The sequence below is a fragment of the Pseudomonas sp. G2-4 genome, from assembly GCF_030064125.1.
Lineage (GTDB): Bacteria > Pseudomonadota > Gammaproteobacteria > Pseudomonadales > Pseudomonadaceae > Aquipseudomonas.
This window is the reverse complement of record NZ_CP125957.1, coordinates 1,745,541-1,764,790: the sequence shown is the minus strand read 5'-3', so window position 1 is coordinate 1,764,790 and position 19,250 is coordinate 1,745,541. Positions and strand designations below refer to the sequence as shown.

Sequence of the window (19,250 nt, the reverse complement as noted above, 5' to 3'; positions counted from 1 at the left end):
CCGGATTTAACGCATGCGTGCTGGTAGTTGAAAGTTGCATCACTCCAGAACTGACCAATAAGGAAATCAACAATGGGCACAATACTCATCATTATCCTGATCCTCCTGCTAGTCGGTGGCCTGCCGGTCTTCCCGCACTCCAGAAGTTGGGGTTACGGTCCGTCCGGTATCATCGGTGTAGTGTTGGTGGTGCTGTTGGTCCTGCTATTACTGGGCAAGATATAACCCCTAAGTAAGCGCAAAAAAAAGAGGCCTCTTCAGGCCTCTTTTTTTATCCGCGCCGAACCTCAGTCCGGCTTGCCGTCAACCACGCCGGCGGTGTTGTCCAACAGGCTTTTGGTCGCGGTCTGCAGGAATGATTCAAGCTTGAGTTTCATCTGCGCAAACTCCGGTGCGTCCGGGATGATTTCCGCATGCGGGTTGGCACCCAACTCATAGCGGTACATCTTCGGCGCCATTTCCTTTTCCCTCGGCAGTACCAGGATAGTGTCACCGTGGAGGATCGCGGTGGTCTGGTCACTGCCCGACGGTTTGATCACACCAAAACCGGTGTCGCCTTCGGGCAGGTTCAACAGGTCGCGGCCCCAGCACTGATTGCGTACCTGGCCACCGATGCGGCCCATGATGGTCGGGACGATATCGACCTGGGTGCCCACCGTGTGGCTGCGCTGGCCGAACTTCTCCTGGACGCCCGGGCCGATCAACAGCATCGGCACGTTGAAACGGCCGAGGTCCATTTCGGTAATCTGGCGCTCGTTGCCAAAACCATGGTCGCCGACCACGACAAACAGCGTTTCCTTGAAGTAAGGCTCCTTGCGGGCCTTCTCGAAGAACTGGCCCAGCGCCCAATCGGAGTAGCGCATGGCGGTCAGGTGTTCGTTCAGGCTGCCACGATCGGTGACCGGCTCCACCGGCAACGGCGTCGGCAGTGCATACGGCGTGTGGTTGGACAGGGTTTGCAGCAAGGCATAGAACGGCTTGCCGTTTTCCCGGGCCTTGAGTTCGACCAGGCCGCGGTCGAACATGTCCTGGTCGGACACCCCCCAGGTCGGATCGGAGAACACCGGGTTCACGTAATCGTTACGTCCGATGAATGTGGTCATGCCCTGGCTGCTGAAGAAGCCTGACTGGTTGTCCCAGGCGAAATCGCCGTTGTAGACATAGACGTCATCAAAGCCGCGTGGACTGAGCAGTTGCGGCAGGCCCGACAGCTTGTGGCTGCCTTCCGGGGTCTGCATCAGGTATTCGAAACCCGGCAGGTTCGGGAAGCACGCCATGGTGGCGAACATACCCTGGTGGGTGTGGGTGCCGTTGGAGAAGAAACGGTCGAACAGCAGCCCTTCTTTGGACAGTTTGTCCAGGTAGGGCGTGATGTTGCCTGGCGCGCCCAGGGCGCCCACCGAGTGACCGGCCATGCTCTCCATGAGAATCACGACCACATTCTTGATGGGCAGGGTCTTGTCGGCCGGCGGCGTGTAGTCACGGCGCACGGCGGCCGTCTCGGTGTCCACCAGTTTATCGTCAGGCATCACCAGCATGTCGCGCACGGTCTGTTGTGCCAGTGGCTGCTCGAGGGTGGCTTTCCAGACGTTGTCACGGTGTTCGGACATCCGGCTCTTGGCCGCCGCCACCAGCGACAACGTACCGTTGAGCCCCAACTGGTTGGCGAAGTTCGACTCGGTGGTGTAGACGTCGCCCCAGCGCAGGGGTGGTCCTTGGCGCAGTGTGCCACGGGCGGCGGCCACGGCCACCAGCAGGCAAACCATGAACACCGCGATACGGCCGTACCACGGGGCGATCTGGCGGGTGCCGATGCTGCCGCCACTGAAAGGCCCGCGCGGGCGGGTAGCACGGTCGGCGCCTTTGAACGCCAGGCTCAGGATGAGCGTGCCGCCGAACCAGGCCAGCAGGTAGCGCACCACCGGGAAACCGTACCAGAGCATGCTCATCACGGTTTTCGGGTCTTCCTTCACGTATTGGAAGACCAGGCCGTTGAGGCGCTGGTGAAATTCACGGTAGAAGTCCATCTCCATCAGGCCGAGGAACAGCGCGATGCTGGAGGTGACGGTCAGCCACAAACGAAAGAACCCACGTGCCGCCATGGCCCGCGCGCTGAACAACGCCAGCAGCAACGGAATGCTGAGGTAGACCACCAGGCGCAAGTCGAAACGCAGGCCGTTGGCGAACGCTTCTACGAAGGTCGAGGCCGGGGTGTCGAGGATCATTTCGCGGTTATAGACCAGCAGCGCCACGCGCAGCAGGCTGAACATGACCATCATCACCAGGGCACAAAGCAACGTGTAGGCCAGGTGCGATTTGACGGTCGGTTGCAGCAAGCGATGCGTGGTGCGCTGCTGACTCAGGGCGTCAGGAATTGCCATGTCGTTTGAGGACCCTATTGGAGTTGAAGTGACAAAAGAACAACGGTGTGCCCTCTGTTGACCAATGCCGGCCCCGGGGCGTGCGCGAGTGCGCAAATGTTGCACGAACGGCTAAGGCATTGCCATTAAATAACCGACGGCGATAAAGCGCGGAGATTGTCCGCAAGGTTTTGTGAAAATTCTGTTCAATGAATATCTGGAAACACAAAAGCACCCACTCATTCAAGCTGGGCACTGTTGTGGCGAGGGAGCTTGCTCCCGCTGGGCTGCGAAGCAGCCCCCTCCCTGGGCCCACTCAGAAACAACTGCGTAACTGTCCAGGGTTGGGGCCGCTGCGCGACCCAGCGGGAGCAAGCTCCCTCGCCACATAAGCTCTGTGCCACATAGGCTCTGTGCCACATGAGCCGCCTTGCCGCATAAAATCAGTCGTTGCTCGGCTTGTTGATCGCCTGCAACACGTATTGCGGCATGGCGAACGCACCGATGTGAACTTCGGGGTTGTAGTAACGCGTGACGATGCCGCTGCCAATGAACCGCTCGCGCAAGGTCTCGCGGGACAGCTTGCGATAGGCCGTGTCGGTCGAGCCCCAGGCAAAGGTCATGGCGCCGCCGATGTAGGTCGGCACGGCGGCCTGGTAGAAATGCCAGTCGGCGAACAGGCCACGCAGGCGCCCGGCGGTTGTCTGTACTTCGCCCAGTTGCATGAACGGCGTACCGTTCTGGGTCACCAGGATGCCGCCTTCGTTCAGGCAACGATGACAGGCCTGGTAGAAGTTCTCCGAGAACAGCACTTCACCGGGGCCGATCGGGTCGGTGGAGTCGGAAATGATGACGTCGAATTTCTCCTGGGTAGTGGCGACGAAACGCATACCGTCGTCGATCACCAGGTTCAGGCGCGGGTCGTCGTAGGCCCCCTTGGAGTGGTCAGGCAGGAACTCCTTGCACATGTCCACCACAGTGCCGTCGATTTCCACCATGGTGATGTGCTCGACACCCAGGTGCTTGGTCACTTCACGCAACATGCCGCCGTCGCCGCCACCGATGATCAGCACCCGCTTGGCCGCGCCGTGGGCGAGGATCGGCACGTGGGTCAGCATCTCGTGATAGATGAACTCGTCGGCTTCGGTGGTCTGGATCACGCCGTCCAGCGCCATCACGCGGCCCATGCGCGGGTTCTCGAAGATCACCAGGTGCTGGTGCTCGGTGCGCACTTGGTGCAGCAGCTTGTCCATGCGAAAGCGCTGGCCGTAGCCTTCGTAGAGGGTTTCCAGGTAGTCGCCGGTCGGGGTAGTCGTCATGGTCAGGTGCTCCGATAAATACGCGGTTGGCCGATGAAGGCTCGCAAAGGCGCGCATTCTACGATGATGAACATGACAGGTCGAACCTTGACTGCCTAACTCGGTCCTGTTTGGACCGGGGATATGATAGATCTGTGGCGAGGGAGCTTGCTCCCGCTGGGGCGCGCAGCGGCCCCAATCTTGGCCAGTTACACAGTTGATTCAGAGTGAACCCATAGAGGGGCCGCTTCGCAGCCCAGCGGGAGCAAGCTCCCTCGCCACAAGGGTTCGGCGCTGGCTTTTAGTGAAACTGCCGACCCAACCCAGCCGGTACGCCTTCGATGGTGGTGTCTTCCCACGGGCCGTTCGGGCTGACGGAGCGGCTCCAGCCGTTGTTCCAACGGTAGTAGGTGCGCTGGCGATAGAAGGTGTTGGGCTGGTTATCCAGCACATAGACCCCAAGCTTGGCGTCCCAATGGCTGTTGCCTCCCGGCGGCGGGGCGAAACTGGCGGAGGTGCGAGGCACCGGTTTGGCGGGTTTGTTCGGGGTAACAGGCTTGCCCGGCGGAGTTGAAGGGGCCGGTTTGGTGGTCGGTCCCGAAGGTGGAATGGGTGGCAGCGGCGCCGAAGGCTCCGGCGGGCGCTGGACCGCACAAGCGCTCAAGCCCAGGACGAGGGTGAGCAGGGTGATACGAGCGATGGCGGTCATGGTGCGAATTCCTGTTATTTGTCCGGGCTGTCGATGGTCAGTTGTTGCTGCGCCGTGGTGCTGCTCGCCAGGGGCTGGCTGCGGCCGATCCACTCGCCGGCGGTCGGTTGACCGGCCCGCGAGATGCGCGCCACCAGTTGGACTTCAGGGAAGTTCGACAGTTTCAGCTGCGGCATCATCGCGTCCGCGTCACCCAGTTCTACGGTAACCGGCAGATCGGCGACGGTCAGGCGCTTGGCCGCCAGTGGCGCCGGCGGACCGGACGCGGCACGGGCGAAGATGAACACCGTGTCGCCTGGCTGCACCTTGTCCTTGAGGGCCGGCGCCAGCTCGACGCGCACCTTGAGCAACGCCGCAGCCTTGGCCGCCGGGGCCTTGGCAACCTGGCCACCGCTGGCTTGAAGCTTCTCGGTGGCACGAGCAATGCCGCCCTGCAGCGCGTCGCGGGACTTGTCGTCCTCGGGCAGTTGCGCCAACAGGCGCCCCCAGTAATCGATTGCCTCCTGATAGCGCTGGCCTTCGAACGCGTCAATACCCAACAGACCGAGGCTGGTGACTTCCTTGGCATCAAGTTTCAACGCTTCGTCAGTCAAGGCCTGGACCTTGTCCGACCATTTCTTGCCATCGGCGAAATACTGCGCCTGGGCCCATTGCCCCAGCAGCTCGGGTTGCCGCCCGGCCACCGCTACGGTGCGCTCGAAGATCTTCGCCGCATCTGCGGGCCGATCCTGGGCCATGTAGGTACGCCCCAGGAAATACAAACCCTCGGCGTTATCCGGTTGCGCTGCCACCGCACGTTCGAGGCGCAGGGTCATCTCTTCCATCGACTGCGGCGCCTGGGCGAATTCGCGAGTCAATTCGACCTTGTCGCTGGCCCCGTAATGCAGATACAAGCCCAGGCCCAGCACCGGCACCAACACTGCGGCGAGCAACGGCAACGGTTTGCCCAGTCGCGATTCCCGCGGCGCATCGGTGCCCTCGGTGTCCGCGAGCAGTTCACGGGCGGCTTCGGCACGACCGGTGTCCAGTTGCGCCGCGTTGAGCACGCCCTCCTCTCGCTCGCTCTGCAACTCGGCGACGCGTTCCTCATACAACGCCACGTTGAGCGCGGTACGGTCTTCTTCCAGTTGGGCGCGACGACCGCGCAGTACAGGGATCAACAGAAAACTCAGGGCAATAAGAAGCAGCAGACCTGCGGCGAGCCAAAAATCAATCATGCTTGGTTTTATCCAACAGTTGGTCGAGGCGCTGGCGCTCTTCGACAGAAAGCGTATCCGGGGCCGCTGTGCGCTGGACCCGGCGGCGGCGCACGATCACCGCGATGACGACAAAACCACCGAACAACAGCGCGGCGGGGCCAAACCAGAGCAACGCGGTCTTGGAGGTCAGCGCCGGGTTGTAGCGCACGAACTCACCGTAGCGATCCACCATGAAATCGATTATCTGCTGGTTGTCCTTGCCCTCGCCGAGCATGCGGAAGATTTCCTTGCGCAGGTCGGCGGCAATCGGTGCGTTGGAGTCGGCGATGTCCTGGTTCTGGCACTTGGGGCAGCGCAGTTCCTTGGTCAGCTCGCGAAACCGCTCGCGCTCGCCATCGTTGGCAAATTCGTAGGTGTCGATGGCGGCGTGGGCCACGCCGACCAGGCTCAACCCGAGGATGGCGGCGGCTAACCAGCGCTTCATGGCTTGGCCTCGTCCACCAGTGCCTGGTATTTGGCGGCCAGCTTCTCGCGCCAGACCTGCTCATCGATCACACCGACGAATTTGTCGCGGATAATGCCCTTGGCGTCGATGAAGAACGTTTCCGGCGCGCCATAGACACCCAGGTTCAGGCCCAGGGAGCCCTCTTCATCACGAATGTCCAATTGATACGGGTTGTGGAACTCGGCCAGCCACTTCAAGGCGTCGGCATTGACGTCCTTGTAATTGACGCCGTAGATGACCACGCCGTTCTGGGCCAGCTTATTCAGCACCGGGTGCTCGACCCGGCAGGAAATGCACCAGGTGCCCCACACGTTGACCAGCGCCGGCTTACCCAACAGGTCGGCGCGGGTCAGGGTTTTGTCGCCCTGCACCGAGAGCAGGGAAAACTCCGGGAACGGCTTGCCGATCATCGCCGATGGCAACTCGCTCGGGTTCAGGTAAAGCCCCCGGTACAAAAACACCGCCATCAACAGAAACAGCGCCAACGGGACCAGCATCAACCAACGTTTCATGCAGTGGCTCCCGTCATGCCCAGGGTCTCACGCACCCGGGTTTTCACCTTGACTCGATAGCGACGATCCAGCGCCGCCAACACCCCACCCAGGCCGGTGAGCAGGCCACCGAACCAGATCCAGCGCACGAACGGCTTGACGTGGACCCGCACCGCCCACGCGCCATCGCCCAGGGACTCACCCAGCGCCACGTAGAGGTCGCGGGTGAAACCGGCATCGATCCCGGCTTCGGTCATCACCGAGTTCTGCACGGTGTAGAGGCGTTTTTCCGGATGCAATACGGTCACTTCCTGTCCGTTGCGAAGGACCCGAACGGTGCCTTTGTCGGACGTGAAGTTTGGCCCTTCGAAATGTTTGGCGCCCTCGAAAACGAACTGATAGCCGCCCAGGTCCATGGACTCTCCCGGGGCCAGGCGCAGGTCGCGCTCGGCACTGTTCTGGCTGGACAGCACCACGCCCAGGGCACAGACGGCGATGCCCAGGTGGGCGATCTGCATGCCCCAGTAACTGCGGGTCAGGGTTGGCAGGCCTTTGATCAGGCCTTTATGACGGGTCTTGTCGAAGATGTCCCGTACCCCCGCCAGCAATACCCAGGCCGCCAGCACGAACGTCGCCAGCACCGCCCAGTTGAAGTCGCCGTACGCCACGCCGGCCACCACGGCCAGGACGGCGGTGCCCAACAGCACCGGCGTCAACATGCCCAGCAACCACTTGACCGGGGTGTCTTTCCAGCGCACCAGCATACCGACGGCCATCACCACCATCAGGATTGCCATCAACGGGATGAACAGCGCATTGAAATACGGCGGCCCCACCGACAGCTTGGCCCCGGACAGCGCGTCGAGCACCAGCGGGTAGAGGGTGCCCAGCAGAATCATCGACGCGGCCACCACCAGCACCAGGTTATTGCCTAGCAGCAGGGTTTCCCGGGACCAGAGGTTGAAGCCAACCTGGCTCTTCACCACGGGCGCGCGCAGGGCGAACAACGTCAACGAACCGCCCACCACGAACATCAGGAACATCAGGATGAACACCCCGCGCTCGGGGTCGGACGCAAAGGCGTGCACCGAGGTGAGTACGCCGGAGCGCACCAGGAAGGTTCCCAGCAGACTCAGCGAGAACGCCGCGATGGCCAGCAATACGGTCCAGCTCTTGAACACGCCGCGTTTTTCCGTGACCGCCAGGGAGTGGATCAGCGCAGTACCCACCAGCCAAGGCATGAATGAGGCGTTTTCCACCGGATCCCAGAACCACCAGCCGCCCCAGCCGAGCTCGTAGTAGGCCCACCACGAGCCCAGGGTGATGCCGATGCCGAGGAAGGCCCAGGCGACGATCGTCCACGGCCGCGACCAGCGCGCCCACGCGGCATCGAGACGGCCACCCAGCAACGCGGCGATGGCAAAGGCGAAGGCCACGGAAAAGCCGACGTAGCCCATGTAGAGCATCGGAGGGTGAACGATCAGGCCGATGTCCTGCAGCAACGGGTTGAGGTCGCGGCCGTCCGCCGGCATCTGGGGCAGGATGCGCTCGAAGGGGTTGGAGGTAACGATCAAGAACAACAGGAAACCGGTGCTGATCATGCCCATCACCGCCAGCACACGGGCCAGCATCACCTGGGGCAACTGACGGGAGAACACCGACACCGCGAAGGTCCAGCCGGCAAGGATCAACGCCCAGAGCAACAGCGAGCCTTCATGGGCGCCCCATACCGCGCTGAACTTGTAGTACCAGGGCAAGGCACTGTTGGAGTTGCTGGCGACGTACTCCACGGAAAAATCATCGGCCATGAAGGCATAGGTCAGGCAACCGAAGGCAAACAGCATAAAGGCGAACTGCCCCCACGCCGCTGGCTGGGCCAGGCTCATCCACAGACGGTCGCCGCGCCAGGCACCGAGCAACGGCACCACGGCCTGCACCACGGAAAAACACAAGGCCAGGATCATCGCCAGGTGACCCAACTCGGGAATAAAAATGCCGGCAGTCATCGATCAACCCTCCTTCACGGGAGCGGGCGCCGACTGGCCGCTGTCTTTCAAGGCCTTGGTCACTTCCGGCGGCATGTATTTTTCGTCGTGCTTGGCCAACACTTCATCGGCCACCACCACGCCATCGGCATTGATCTTGCCCAAGGCGACGATGCCCTGCCCTTCGCGGAACAGGTCTGGGAGGATGCCTCGATAGCTGATGGTCACGGTCTTGCTGAAATCGGTGACGTTGAATTTCACATCCAGGGAATCCCCGGAGCGCACCAGCGAGCCCTCCTCCACCATGCCTCCGGCGCGGATGCGCGTGTCCTTGGGTGCTTCGCCATTGGCGATCTGGGTCGGGGTATAGAACAGGTTGATGTTTTGCTGCAGGGCGCTCAAGGCCAGGCCGACCGCGGCACCGACACCCACCAGGATCGCAAGAATGATGACAAGACGTTTTTTGCGCAGCGGATTCACTGACCGTTCTCCCGGCGCAGACGACGCGCCTCTTGTTGCAGATACCGCTTGCGGGCCACGATCGGCACCGCCACGTTGAGGGCCAGCACCGCCAGGCAAATGCCGTAGGCTGACCAGACATACAGGCCATGATGACCCATGGCGAGGAAATCGCCGAATGAAGCGAAACTCATCGAGCGACCTCCAGGCTGTTCTGTACTTCGGCCTTGACCCAGCTGGCCCGGGCTTCGCGCTTGAGCACTTCCAGGCGCATGCGCAGCAATAGCACCGCGCCGAAGAAACAGTAGAAGCCCAATACCGTGAGCAACAGCGGCAGCCACATTTCCACGGGCATCGCCGGTTTTTCCGTGAGGGTGAAGGTTGCGCCCTGGTGCAGGGTATTCCACCACTCCACCGAATACTTGATGATCGGGATGTTAATCACCCCGACAATCGCCAGCACCGCACACGCCTTGGCGGCGCTGTCACGATTACTGATGGCGTTGCCCAGTGCAATAAGACCGAAGTACAGGAACAGCAGGATCAGCATCGACGTCAGTCGGGCATCCCAGACCCACCATGAGCCCCAGGTCGGCTTGCCCCAGATCGCCCCGGTGACCAGCGCTACGGCGGTCATCCAGGCGCCGATGGGGGCGGCGCATTGCAAGGCCACGTCGGCCAGCTTCATCTTCCACACCAGCCCGACCACACCGCACACGGCCAACAACACGTAGACGGACTGGGCCAGCATCGCCGAGGGAACGTGGATATAGATGATGCGAAAGCTGTTGCCTTGCTGGTAGTCCGGCGGCGCGAAGGCCAGGCCCCAGACCACGCCGATGCCAATCAGCAGCAGTGCGAAGAGGCTCAACCAGGGCAGCAGTCTGCCGCTGATGCCGTAGAACCACTTGGGTGAGCCGAGCTTATGAAACCAGGTCCAGTTCATTGCTGTTTCCATCACGGTTGCGGCTCGCCATCACGAACCGCCGGGTCTGCCTTTACTTCCAAAGAAGTGGTCAGTTTTTGACCAGGCCTCGTTATTATTCGCCGACGCTGATCTTCAGGCCAGCGGCTATTGCAAAGGGTGTCAGGGTTATCGCCAGGGCGGTCAGGCTCCCAAGCCACAGCAGATAACCGGTTGCCGGCATGCCTTGCAGCGCCGCCTGCAAGGCGCCACTGCCGAGGATCAACACCGGGATATACAACGGCAGAATCAGCAGGGCCAGCAACAGGCCGCCGCGCTTCAACCCCACCGTCAACGCCGCGCCCACTGCACCGAGCAGGCTCAGGACCGGCGTGCCCAGCAGCAGCGACACCAACAGCACCGGCATGCACGCGGCGGGCAAGCCCAACATCATCGCCAGCAGAGGTGAGAGCAGCACCAGTGCCAGTCCGGAAAAAACCCAGTGTGCCAGTACCTTGGCCAAAACCAGAAGGGCCAGGGGGTGCGACGAAAGGACCCACTGTTCCAGGGAACCGTCTTCGAAATCACTGCGGAAAAGCCCGTCCAGCGAGAGCAGGACCGATAAAAGCGCCGCTACCCAGACCAGTCCCGGCGACAAGGTTTGCAACAATTGAGTCTCAGGACCGACCGCCAGCGGGAACAGCGCAATGACGATCGCGAAGAACACCAGCGGGTTGGCCAGTTCGGCCGGACGGCGGAACAACAAGCGCGCCTCGCGGGCAAGCAACAGGCCAAACACACTCATACGGCCCAGTTCCCCAGATCAATGTTGCGATAACCGGATGGCATCCGGGCCAGCGTGTGGTGGGTGGTCAACAGCACCATACCGCCCTTTTCGCAGTGGCGGGCCAGGTGTTCTTCAAGTTGGGCCACACCCTGCTTGTCCAGGGCAGTGAACGGCTCATCGAGAATCCACAGTGGCGGGCTGTCCAGGTACAACCGGGCCAGGGCTACGCGACGCTGCTGGCCGGCGGACAGGGTGTGGCAGGGCACGTCTTCGAAACCGCGCAATCCCACGGTCGCCAACGCCTGCCAGATCGCCTCGCGGCCGGCCGGCCGATGCAGCGCACAAAGCCAGCTGAGATTCTCTTCGGGGGTCAGCAAATCCTTGATACCGGCGGCATGGCCGATCCAGAGCAGATTGCGGGCCAGTTCGCTACGCTGGCTCTGCAACGGCTGACCATTGAGCAGCACCTGACCGGCGGTTGGCTGCATCAACCCGGCCACCAGGCGCAGCAGGCTGGTCTTGCCGCTGCCGTTGGGGCCACTGATCTGCACCATATCGCCACTGGAGAGTCTCAATTCGAGCTTTTCGAAAAGCAGCCGCAAGTCTCGCTCACAGGCGAGGTCAACGGTTTGCAAGAGAGGACTGGTCAAGGGATCACGGGCCTTATACGGTTCAAGTCGGCGGTGCAGCGGCCGTTAAAGAGGTGCAGCATAGATGCTTTGACGGCCCGCTCCACAGAGCTGCGTCAAACAATTGCAAGGTTTTCGCCACTCCTGAAAGACGGGCGGCATTATACATGTCATGCCCTACTCTAAAGAGGGCTATTTTCCCTAAGGTAAGACCGTAGATGACAGGCGACATGAACATTGCGCCGCTGCCTCCGGCCACGGCAACAACCCGTATGCCCGCGGTCACCGGCGAGCTGCTCAAACTGCTGACGCCGGCTGAGGGTCTGATCGGCGTTGGCCAGACCGCCAAGGCCGAAGTGTTGTCGCTCAAGCAGGCGGAACAGGCTTTTCAGCTATTGCTCAAAGTCACCCTGGAGAGCGGCCGCCAGACCACGGTACAGGCCACCAGCACCCAGCCGTTGCCCCAAGGCACCAGCCTGGCCGTGACCCAGCCCTCAGCCGGCAACCTGGCGATTGCCGTGCAGCAGGCGGTAGCCTCCAGTGTCGCCACGTTGACCCGTATCGATACCGCGCAGATGCCGGTCGGTACCCTGCTGCAGGGCAAGGTGCTCACCAGTCAGGCGTTGCCGCAGTTGCCGGGACTGCCGACGGTGTATCGGTCGTTGGTTAGCCTGCTCAACACCGCCCAGGCTGGCGCCACCCTGGACATCGACAGTCCGCAACCGCTGCGTATTGGCACGCTGTTGAGCGCCCAGGTGCAAGACGCCCAGACGCTGAAGTTCGTTCCACTGAGCAACCGCCAGGAGCAACTGGCGGTGAGCCAACAACTGGCCACACAGGTAAGCCGTCAAGGCTCGCTGGACAGCCTGATCACCGTCCTGCAAAACCTGCCGACCACTGACGACACCGGCACCGAGCTGCGCGCGGCGGTGACACGCCTGTTGGCGGGCCTGCCGGATGTCCAGCAGTTGAGCACCCCCAAGGGTTTGGCCCAGGCCATGGTAGCCAGTGGCGTATTCCTGGAAAGCAAATTGCTCGCTGGGCAGCCGCCGGGGATAGCGCCGGACATGAAAGGCGACCTGCTGAAGTTGATCGCCCAACTGACCCCAGCCCTGCCAGCCTCCACCAATCTCGGCGCAATCATCGCCGCCAACACCCTGGCCCAGGTCATGCCCAGTTTTGTGCGCAGCGCCCTGGGGATGCTGGGTCAAGTCAGCGCCAAGCCACAACCCACTGGCTTCCCCCTGCCCTCACGCCTGATGAAAGGCCAGGACGAAGAAGGCGATCTGGAACATTTGCTGCGTCTGGCCGCCGCCGCTGTGTCGCGCCTGCAAAGCCATCAGTTGTCGAGCCTGGAACAGACCGGGCTGACCGACGACGGTCGGCTGATGAGCACATGGCAACTGGAGATACCGATGCGCAACCTGCAGGACATCGTGCCCCTGCAGGTCAAGTTCCAGCGCGAGGAAACCCCGCCCCGGGAGCAGCCACACGAACGCCCGGAAGAGCGCGAGCCGAAACAGCAACTCTGGCGGGTCGAGCTGGCGTTCGACATGGAACCGCTGGGGCCGCTGCAGGTTCAGGCGCAATTGCTCAGCGGCAGCCTGTCGAGCCAGTTGTGGGCAGAACGGCCATACACCGCGAGCCTGATCGAAAGCAACCTGACAGCGCTGCGTGAGCGCCTTGTGACCTGCGGCCTGAACGTCGGCGACCTCGACTGTCATCTCGGCACGCCGCCCCAAGGCCCCAAGACTCGCTTGGAACAACGCTGGGTGGACGAGACCGCATGAGCACTGATACTCAACCCCGCCAGGCCATCGCCCTCAAGTACGACGGCCACCACGCCCCGACCCTCACCGCCAAGGGCGACGAAGCCCTGGCCGAGGAAATCCTGCGAATCGCCCGGGAAAGCGAAGTACCGATTTATGAAAATGCCGAGTTGGTGAAGCTGTTGGCCCGAATGGAATTGGGCGACAGCATTCCGGAGGAGCTGTACCGCACAATTGCCGAGATCATCGCGTTTGCCTGGAACCTCAAGGGCAAGTTCCCCCAGGGTCATGACCCGAATGCGCCGAGTGTCGAGAAGGATGTGACGGAGCGCGGCGAGGATTACTGATTACAGCAACGTTGTTCCCTGTGGCGAGGGAGCTTGCTCCCGCTCGGTTGCGCAGCAACCGCAAAAAGATAGGGGCCGCTGCGCAGCCCAGCGGGAGCAAGCTCCCTCGCCACAGGGGCTGTTTATTGGCTGGAATTTAGGTGAAGGTCAGAAAAACCTGTGGGAGCGAGCTTGCTCGCGAAGGCGGTTGCACATTCAACACCTTCGTTGACTGTCCCACCGCTATCGCGAGCAAACTCGCTCCCACTGGATTCAGGTGAAAGCGCTTAGCCGCCCTTATGCAACTTACTCATCAACTCCGCCTCGGCCTGGGTCAAGCCGCAGGCTTGGGTCAGTTCGTCGACGCTGGCGCCCATGCCAACCAGGCGGGCGGCCTGGGCGAAGGACAAGGTGGAGGGGTCACGCTGTTCCAGTTGCCCCAGTTTGTCCGGCAACGGCGCGACCACGGCGCGCAGCTCATGGATGGCTTCGCCCATGCGTACAGTGCCGTTCTGGTAATCGTCGACGCGTTTGGCCAGGTCCCTGATGCGCTGATCGCGCAGCGCATCACCCTGGGCCTGTTGAGCGGCGATCTGCCGCTGGCCGCGTATGTAAGTCACTAACATCGCCAGCGTGCCTGCCCAAAGAAGGAACAGGACGATGACTGCTACCTCAAGAATCAATCAGATACTCTCCAGTTCCGACCACTCTTCTTCGCTCATCATTTTTTCCAGTTCGACCAGGATCAGCAACTCGTTGTTCTTGTTGCAGACACCCTGGATGAACTTGGCCGATTCTTCGTTACCGACGTTAGGCGCGGTTTCGATTTCCGACTGACGCAAGTAAACCACTTCAGCGACGCTGTCGACGAGGATGCCGACCACTTGCTTGTCGGCTTCGATAATCACGATACGGGTGTTGTCGTTGACCTCGGTGGAACTCAGGCCAAAACGCTGGCGAGTGTCGATCACTGTCACCACGTTACCACGCAAGTTGATGATGCCCAGCACGTAGCTAGGGGCACCCGGCACCGGGGCGATCTCGGTATAGCGCAGCACTTCCTGAACGCGCATCACGTTGATGCCGTAGGTTTCGTTGTCGAGTTTGAAGGTTACCCATTGCAAAATCGGATCTTCGGAACCCTTGAGAGACGACGCCTTATCATTCATACCCTGACCCCTCGAATAACCGCCTGTGGCGGCGTGTGTTCTGTCCCGTGGCGCTGTACGCCACCGGTTGTCTTATTTCGGTTTCTGGACCGGCTTGGTGCCGCCCAGGTGTTTTGCCCCGCCGCTGGCGATCAACTCGGCCAGCTCGGACACGTCCAGCAAGGCGCACATGTGTTCGATCACCGTACCGGCCAGCCATGGCCGTTGCCCTCGATGGCTGCGCCATTTGATCTCGTTCGGGTCCAGGCGCAACGAGCGACTGACCTGATGCACCGCCAAACCCCATTCATAACCTTGCACTGAAATCACGTACTGCAGGCCCTGGCGAAAATCATCGCGATAACGATCCGGCATCACCCAGCGCGCGGTATCCAGCACCTTCAGGTTGCCGGCCTGGCTCGGCAGGATCCCGAGGAACCATTCCGGCTGGCCGAACAACGGCGTCAATTCCTGCCCGGCCAGGGAATAAATCGATCCCAGGCATACCAATGGCACCGCCAGGGTCAGCCCGGCCACATCGAACAACAAACACTCGAACGGCTCGGCGGCCCAGGCAGGCCGGTCATCGGTCTGCACCGGCGGCGGCGTGTTGCTGGGCGGCAGGTGGATTTCCACCACCGGCGTCACCAGGCCTTGCAGCAGCGGCGCAACGGTCGAGACCGACGCCAGGATCGGCGCGGGCGCTTCCATCACCGCCACCTGAGGCTTGATCAACGGTGCCTCGATCGCCGCAGCCAGCACTGACTTTTGCGCATCACGGGCCTGCTCTTCGAGCACGGCCGCTTGAAATTCATCCAGCACACCTTCGGCTTCGACGACCTCGGGCAACGCCTCGATCACGCTCGGTTCCGATGGCAGTTCTTCGGTCGCCTCCTGCAACAGCCCATCCAAGTAGGACTGCAGGGCCATTTGCGGACGCGAGGTTGTCTTAATCGGGCGGCTCATAGGAACACTGCACCGCTTAAAGAGGTTATCGGCATGAATGCGCCAGGACTTGAGCGCTCGCAAGCGAGCGCAATGCCAATGGGAAACCTCGTCACCTTAAGCCACCTGCTGTGAAACAAGCTGTTGGGCCAACAGGTGCTTGAGCAGCGCCCGGTAGGCCAGCACACCACGGCTCTTGCCGTCGAATTGCGAAGGGGTCAAACCGGCGCGGCTGGCGTCCCGCAAGCGGGTATCGACGGGAATGTAGCCTTGCCAGATGTCATCCGGGTACATGTCCCGCAGTACGCGCAGGGTGCCCAGGGACGCCTGGGTGCGACGGTCGAACAGGGTCGGCACGATGCTGAAGGCTAGCGATTGCTTTCGCGAGCGGTTGATCATCGCCAGCGTATTGACCATACGCTCGAGGCCCTTGACCGCCAGGTGCTCGGTTTGCACCGGGATCACCAGTTGCTGGCTGGCCGCCAAGGCGTTGACCATCAGCAAACCGAGCAACGGCGGACTGTCGATGATCGCATAATCGAAATCCTGCCACAGCTGCGCCAGACTCTTGGCGATGACCAGGCCCAAGCCGCTCTGTCCGGGCGACTGCCGTTCAAGGGTGGCCAGGGCTGTGCTCGACGGCAACAGGGAAATCCGCTCGTCGCTGGTGGACAACAGCAACTGTCCCGGCAGGCCCTCAGGCACGACGCCCTTGTGCAGGAACAGGTCGTAGTTGCTGTGCTCCAGGCTGTCGGGATCGTAACCAAAATAGCTGGTCATCGAGCCGTGGGGGTCCAGATCGACCATGACCACGCGCTTGCCCGCCTCGGCCAGCAATCCGGCTAAAGCGATGGAAGATGTGGTTTTACCCACACCACCTTTTTGATTGGCAACTGCCCAGACTCTCATTCGGATCGTTCCTCCCGGCCGAAACAGACTCGGCCGAGAAATAGCTCGGTTATAAAGCGGGTGACGGAGAATTGACGGAGCTCTGTCGTCCCGGCGACTTGACCGAGGTCGGTGCAGTTTGTGTGCCAGCACGCTTCAATGCTGCGTCCGGCTTTGCATTAGCCGTACCGGTACCGGTCAGGCTGCGGCGCACATCGAGGTTTCGCGACACCACCAGCACCACGCGACGGTTACGTGCACGCCCCTCGGCCGTGGCGTTATTGGCCACCGGCTGGAACTCGCCATAGCCCACCGACGCCAGGCGACCGGGGTTCACACCCTGCATCGCCAGCATGCGCACGATACTCGCCGAACGGGCCGAGGACAGCTCCCAGTTGGTTGGGTACTGCGCGGTACGGATGGGTTGGTCGTCAGTGAAGCCTTCGACATGGATCGGGTTGTCGAACGGTTTCAGGATCGCCGCCACCTTATCGATGATGTTGAACGCCATGTCGCTGGGCATGGCATCGCCGCTGCCGAACAACAGGCTGGAGTTGAGTTCGATCTCGACCCACAACTCATTGCCGCGCACCGTCATCTGGCTGGAGCTGATCAGGTCGCCAAACGCCGCGCTGATGTCGTCGGCGATGCTTTTCAGCGGGTCGCTGCCACCTGCGATACCGGCATCGATCTGCTCGGCATCCCTGACCAGCGGCTTGGCCGGCGTCGTTGTCTTGGGCCGTTCATCGCCAATGGGGATGGGCTTGAGGGCACGGTCGGAATCAGTGAACACACCGATCAGCGCCTCGGAAATCACCTTGTATTTGCCCTCGTTGACCGACGAGATCGAATACATGACCACGAAGAAGGCGAACAACAGCGTGATGAAGTCGGCGTAGGACACCAGCCAGCGTTCATGATTGACGTGTTCTTCACGATGCCTGCGACGTGCCATTTTCCATATCCCCCATCAGTCCATGAAGCCCTGGAGCTTCAACTCAATGGAACGCGGGTTTTCACCTTCGGCGATCGACAGGATCCCTTCCAGCAACATTTCGCGATACCGCGACTGGCGCAACGCGATGGACTTGAGCTTGGCGGCGATCGGCAACAACACCAGGTTGGCACTCGCCACGCCATAGATCGTGGCAACGAAGGCCACGGCGATGCCGCTGCCCAGTTGCGACGGATCGGCCAGGTTGCCCATCACATGAATCAGGCCCATCACCGCACCGATGATGCCGATGGTCGGCGCATAGCCGCCCATGCTTTCGAAAACTTTGGCCGCTTCGATGTCGCGGCTCTCCTGGGTGTAGAAATCCACTTCCAGGATGCTGCGGATGGCTTCTGGCTCGGCACCGTCGACTAGCAACTGCAGGCCCTTGCGCGAGTAGCTGTCGGGTTCGGCATCGGCCACCCCTTCCAGGCCCAGCAAGCCTTCCTTACGCGCGGTCAGGCTCCAGTTCACCACCCGATCGATACCGCCGGCCAAGTCCACGCGCGGCGGGAACAGAATCCAGATCAGCACCTGCATGGCACGCTTGAAAGCACTCATGGGCGACTGCAACAACGCGGCACCGACGGTGCCACCCACCACGATCAACGCCGCCGGGCCGTTGGCCAGCGCGCCCAGGTGACCGCCTTCCAGATAATTACCGCCAATGATGGCGACAAACGCCATGACGATGCCGATCAGGCTGAGCACATCCATTACAGGCACGCCTCGACCAGGTGTCTGCCGATGTCATCCAGCCCGTACACCGCGTCGGCGAGGTCCGCTTTCACGATGGCCATTGGCATGCCGTAGATCACGCAGCTGGCTTCGTCCTGGGCCCAGATCGCACTGCCGCCCTGCTTGAGCAGACGCGCGCCTTCACGACCGTCAGCGCCCATGCCGGTGAGTACCACCGCCAGAACTTTGTCACCGTAGGACTTGGCTGCGGAACCGAAGGTAATGTCCACACAAGGCTTGTAGTTCAAACGCTCGTCGCCCGGCAGGATTTTCACCGCGCCGCGGCCATCGATCATCATCTGCTTGCCACCGGGCGCCAGCAATGCCAGGCCAGGGCGCAGGATGTCACCATCCTCGGCTTCCTTGACACTGATGTTGCACAGCTTGTCCAGACGCTCGGCGAAAGCCTTGGTGAAGGCGGCGGGCATGTGTTGGATCAGCACGATGGGGGCCGGAAAATTGGCCGGCAACTGGGTCAGGACCCGTTGCAGCGCCACCGGGCCACCGGTGGACGTACCGATAGCGACCAGCTTGTAGGCTTTGCGCTTGGGTGCCGGTGACGATGTACTGGCGGGCGCCGACCGAGTTGGCGCAGGCGCAGGCGCGCTGCGCACGGGTGCAGGATTGAAACCGCCCGACGCCGCCGGGGCTGGCGCAGGGCTGGGCGCAGGAGCCGGAGCAGGCGCGCTGTAGGCACCGACACGCCGGTTGCTGCGGGAAATGCTATGGACCTTCTCGCACAGCAACTGCCGAACCTTGTCAGGGTTGCGCGAAATGTCTTCGAAGTTCTTCGGCAGGAAATCCACCGCCCCGGCGTCCAGCGCATCGAGGGTTACCCGGGCGCCTTCATGGGTCAGGGACGAGAACATCAATACGGGGGTCGGGCAGCGCTGCATGATGTGCCGCACGGCCGTGATGCCATCCATCATCGGCATCTCATAGTCCATGGTGATCACGTCTGGCTTGAGCGCCAGCGCCTGATCGATTGCCTCTTTGCCGTTAGTCGCCGTACCGACGACTTGAATACTCGTGTCCGCCGAAAGAATTTCCGAGACACGGCGGCGGAAAAAACCCGAATCGTCCACCACCAGGACTTTAACTACCATAAACACTCCG

At 61.7% G+C, this 19,250-nt stretch carries 22 protein-coding genes; 3 read left to right on the top strand and 19 right to left on the bottom strand.

The features are described 5' to 3' along the window. Positions 1 to 72 precede the first annotated feature (72 nt). A complete protein-coding gene (locus QNH97_RS07880; RefSeq protein WP_283556332.1) occupies positions 73 to 225 on the top strand; it encodes a DUF3309 family protein in 153 nt (50 codons plus the stop codon). A gap of 62 nt (positions 226 to 287) precedes the next feature. On the opposite strand, the gene QNH97_RS07875 is transcribed toward QNH97_RS07880, so the two are convergent. The 12 genes from QNH97_RS07875 to ccmA all read right to left on the bottom strand — a co-directional run bounded on the left by QNH97_RS07875 (position 288) and on the right by ccmA (position 11,347). Next, positions 288 to 2,381, bottom strand: coding sequence for an LTA synthase family protein (locus tag QNH97_RS07875; protein WP_283556331.1), 2,094 nt, complete (start codon positions 2,379 to 2,381; stop codon positions 288 to 290). Positions 2,382 to 2,803: 422 nt separating this feature from the next. Then, complete coding sequence (gene speE, locus QNH97_RS07870) at positions 2,804 to 3,679, bottom strand: polyamine aminopropyltransferase (RefSeq protein WP_283556330.1); 876 nt, start codon at positions 3,677 to 3,679, stop codon at positions 2,804 to 2,806. Positions 3,680 to 3,959: 280 nt separating this feature from the next. After that, entirely contained in the window at positions 3,960 to 4,367 is a 408-nt protein-coding gene (locus tag QNH97_RS07865) for a hypothetical protein (protein WP_283556329.1), read from the bottom strand. A gap of 14 nt (positions 4,368 to 4,381) precedes the next feature. Further along, complete coding sequence (ccmI, locus tag QNH97_RS07860) at positions 4,382 to 5,584, bottom strand: c-type cytochrome biogenesis protein CcmI (RefSeq protein ID WP_283556328.1); 1,203 nt, start codon at positions 5,582 to 5,584, stop codon at positions 4,382 to 4,384. Next, on the bottom strand, positions 5,577 to 6,050 hold the full coding sequence (locus tag QNH97_RS07855) for a cytochrome c-type biogenesis protein (RefSeq protein ID WP_283556327.1): 474 nt from the start codon (positions 6,048 to 6,050) through the stop codon (positions 5,577 to 5,579). The genes ccmI and QNH97_RS07855 overlap by 8 nt, the downstream gene beginning before the upstream one ends. Beyond that, positions 6,047 to 6,583, bottom strand: coding sequence for a DsbE family thiol:disulfide interchange protein (locus tag QNH97_RS07850; RefSeq protein ID WP_025212531.1), 537 nt, complete (start codon positions 6,581 to 6,583; stop codon positions 6,047 to 6,049). The genes QNH97_RS07855 and QNH97_RS07850 overlap by 4 nt, the downstream gene beginning before the upstream one ends. After that, positions 6,580 to 8,568, bottom strand: coding sequence for a heme lyase CcmF/NrfE family subunit (locus tag QNH97_RS07845; RefSeq protein WP_283556326.1), 1,989 nt, complete (start codon positions 8,566 to 8,568; stop codon positions 6,580 to 6,582). Before QNH97_RS07845 ends, QNH97_RS07850 begins: the two co-directional genes overlap by 4 nt. A 3-nt stretch (positions 8,569 to 8,571) precedes the next feature. Continuing rightward, positions 8,572 to 9,027, bottom strand: coding sequence for a cytochrome c maturation protein CcmE (gene ccmE / locus QNH97_RS07840; RefSeq protein WP_283556325.1), 456 nt, complete (start codon positions 9,025 to 9,027; stop codon positions 8,572 to 8,574). Beyond that, positions 9,024 to 9,200 (bottom strand): heme exporter protein CcmD, encoded by a 177-nt coding sequence (ccmD, locus tag QNH97_RS07835; RefSeq protein ID WP_025212528.1) that lies wholly within the window; start codon positions 9,198 to 9,200, stop codon positions 9,024 to 9,026. Before ccmD ends, ccmE begins: the two co-directional genes overlap by 4 nt. Continuing rightward, positions 9,197 to 9,952 (bottom strand): heme ABC transporter permease, encoded by a 756-nt coding sequence (locus tag QNH97_RS07830; RefSeq protein ID WP_283556324.1) that lies wholly within the window; start codon positions 9,950 to 9,952, stop codon positions 9,197 to 9,199. Before QNH97_RS07830 ends, ccmD begins: the two co-directional genes overlap by 4 nt. Before the next feature lie 94 nt (positions 9,953 to 10,046). Then, the gene (ccmB, locus tag QNH97_RS07825) at positions 10,047 to 10,715 is read right to left on the bottom strand and encodes a heme exporter protein CcmB (protein WP_003183957.1); all 669 of its coding nucleotides are present in this window, start codon (positions 10,713 to 10,715) and stop codon (positions 10,047 to 10,049) included. Beyond that, a complete protein-coding gene (ccmA, locus tag QNH97_RS07820) occupies positions 10,712 to 11,347 on the bottom strand; it encodes a cytochrome c biogenesis heme-transporting ATPase CcmA (RefSeq protein WP_283556323.1) in 636 nt (211 codons plus the stop codon). Before ccmA ends, ccmB begins: the two co-directional genes overlap by 4 nt. 197 nt (positions 11,348 to 11,544) lie before the next feature. Here ccmA and fliK point away from each other — a divergent pair, with 197 nt between their 5' ends. Both fliK and QNH97_RS07810 read left to right on the top strand, forming a co-directional pair. Continuing rightward, complete coding sequence (gene fliK / locus QNH97_RS07815; protein ID WP_283556322.1) at positions 11,545 to 13,116, top strand: flagellar hook-length control protein FliK; 1,572 nt, start codon at positions 11,545 to 11,547, stop codon at positions 13,114 to 13,116. Next, entirely contained in the window at positions 13,113 to 13,442 is a 330-nt protein-coding gene (locus tag QNH97_RS07810) for an EscU/YscU/HrcU family type III secretion system export apparatus switch protein (protein ID WP_283556321.1), read from the top strand. Before fliK ends, QNH97_RS07810 begins: the two co-directional genes overlap by 4 nt. 266 nt (positions 13,443 to 13,708) lie before the next feature. Here the strand turns inward: QNH97_RS07810 and QNH97_RS07805 are convergent, their stop codons facing one another. From QNH97_RS07805 to QNH97_RS07775, 7 genes are all read right to left on the bottom strand, one after another. Further along, positions 13,709 to 14,104, bottom strand: a complete 396-nt coding sequence (locus tag QNH97_RS07805; RefSeq protein WP_283556320.1) for a DUF2802 domain-containing protein — start codon at positions 14,102 to 14,104, stop codon at positions 13,709 to 13,711. Continuing rightward, a complete protein-coding gene (locus tag QNH97_RS07800) occupies positions 14,105 to 14,590 on the bottom strand; it encodes a chemotaxis protein CheW (RefSeq protein ID WP_003183968.1) in 486 nt (161 codons plus the stop codon). A gap of 72 nt (positions 14,591 to 14,662) precedes the next feature. Continuing rightward, positions 14,663 to 15,535, bottom strand: coding sequence for a CheW domain-containing protein (locus QNH97_RS07795; RefSeq protein ID WP_283556319.1), 873 nt, complete (start codon positions 15,533 to 15,535; stop codon positions 14,663 to 14,665). A gap of 96 nt (positions 15,536 to 15,631) precedes the next feature. Further along, complete coding sequence (locus QNH97_RS07790) at positions 15,632 to 16,423, bottom strand: ParA family protein (RefSeq protein WP_283556318.1); 792 nt, start codon at positions 16,421 to 16,423, stop codon at positions 15,632 to 15,634. Positions 16,424 to 16,472: 49 nt separating this feature from the next. Further along, a complete protein-coding gene (motD, locus tag QNH97_RS07785; protein WP_283556317.1) occupies positions 16,473 to 17,357 on the bottom strand; it encodes a flagellar motor protein MotD in 885 nt (294 codons plus the stop codon). A 15-nt stretch (positions 17,358 to 17,372) separates the two neighbouring features. Then, positions 17,373 to 18,113, bottom strand: a complete 741-nt coding sequence (locus QNH97_RS07780; protein WP_283556316.1) for a flagellar motor protein — start codon at positions 18,111 to 18,113, stop codon at positions 17,373 to 17,375. Further along, entirely contained in the window at positions 18,113 to 19,240 is a 1,128-nt protein-coding gene (locus tag QNH97_RS07775) for a protein-glutamate methylesterase/protein-glutamine glutaminase (RefSeq protein WP_283556315.1), read from the bottom strand. The genes QNH97_RS07780 and QNH97_RS07775 overlap by 1 nt, the downstream gene beginning before the upstream one ends. Positions 19,241 to 19,250: the final 10 nt, after the last annotated feature.

What these genes read in the sequence shown, in the direction of transcription:
- QNH97_RS07865 (WP_283556329.1), bottom strand. Translation starts at nt 4,367, where the DNA reads ATGACCGCCATCGCTCGTATCACCCTGCTCACCCTCGTCCTGGGCTTG.
- QNH97_RS07875 (WP_283556331.1), bottom strand. Translation starts at nt 2,381, where the DNA reads ATGGCAATTCCTGACGCCCTGAGTCAGCAGCGCACCACGCATCGCTTG.
- ccmI (WP_283556328.1), bottom strand. Translation starts at nt 5,584, where the DNA reads ATGATTGATTTTTGGCTCGCCGCAGGTCTGCTGCTTCTTATTGCCCTG.
- QNH97_RS07850 (WP_025212531.1), bottom strand. Translation starts at nt 6,583, where the DNA reads ATGAAACGTTGGTTGATGCTGGTCCCGTTGGCGCTGTTTCTGTTGATG.
- QNH97_RS07775 (WP_283556315.1), bottom strand. Translation starts at nt 19,240, where the DNA reads ATGGTAGTTAAAGTCCTGGTGGTGGACGATTCGGGTTTTTTCCGCCGC.
- ccmB (WP_003183957.1), bottom strand. Translation starts at nt 10,715, where the DNA reads ATGAGTGTGTTTGGCCTGTTGCTTGCCCGCGAGGCGCGCTTGTTGTTC.
- QNH97_RS07780 (WP_283556316.1), bottom strand. Translation starts at nt 18,113, where the DNA reads ATGGATGTGCTCAGCCTGATCGGCATCGTCATGGCGTTTGTCGCCATC.
- fliK (WP_283556322.1), top strand. Translation starts at nt 11,545, where the DNA reads ATGACAGGCGACATGAACATTGCGCCGCTGCCTCCGGCCACGGCAACA.
- ccmD (WP_025212528.1), bottom strand. Translation starts at nt 9,200, where the DNA reads ATGAGTTTCGCTTCATTCGGCGATTTCCTCGCCATGGGTCATCATGGC.
- QNH97_RS07845 (WP_283556326.1), bottom strand. Translation starts at nt 8,568, where the DNA reads ATGACTGCCGGCATTTTTATTCCCGAGTTGGGTCACCTGGCGATGATC.
- motD (WP_283556317.1), bottom strand. Translation starts at nt 17,357, where the DNA reads ATGGCACGTCGCAGGCATCGTGAAGAACACGTCAATCATGAACGCTGG.
- QNH97_RS07880 (WP_283556332.1), top strand. Translation starts at nt 73, where the DNA reads ATGGGCACAATACTCATCATTATCCTGATCCTCCTGCTAGTCGGTGGC.
- speE (WP_283556330.1), bottom strand. Translation starts at nt 3,679, where the DNA reads ATGACGACTACCCCGACCGGCGACTACCTGGAAACCCTCTACGAAGGC.
- QNH97_RS07800 (WP_003183968.1), bottom strand. Translation starts at nt 14,590, where the DNA reads ATGAATGATAAGGCGTCGTCTCTCAAGGGTTCCGAAGATCCGATTTTG.
- QNH97_RS07790 (WP_283556318.1), bottom strand. Translation starts at nt 16,423, where the DNA reads ATGAGAGTCTGGGCAGTTGCCAATCAAAAAGGTGGTGTGGGTAAAACC.
- QNH97_RS07810 (WP_283556321.1), top strand. Translation starts at nt 13,113, where the DNA reads ATGAGCACTGATACTCAACCCCGCCAGGCCATCGCCCTCAAGTACGAC.
- QNH97_RS07830 (WP_283556324.1), bottom strand. Translation starts at nt 9,952, where the DNA reads ATGAACTGGACCTGGTTTCATAAGCTCGGCTCACCCAAGTGGTTCTAC.
- QNH97_RS07855 (WP_283556327.1), bottom strand. Translation starts at nt 6,050, where the DNA reads ATGAAGCGCTGGTTAGCCGCCGCCATCCTCGGGTTGAGCCTGGTCGGC.
- QNH97_RS07795 (WP_283556319.1), bottom strand. Translation starts at nt 15,535, where the DNA reads ATGAGCCGCCCGATTAAGACAACCTCGCGTCCGCAAATGGCCCTGCAG.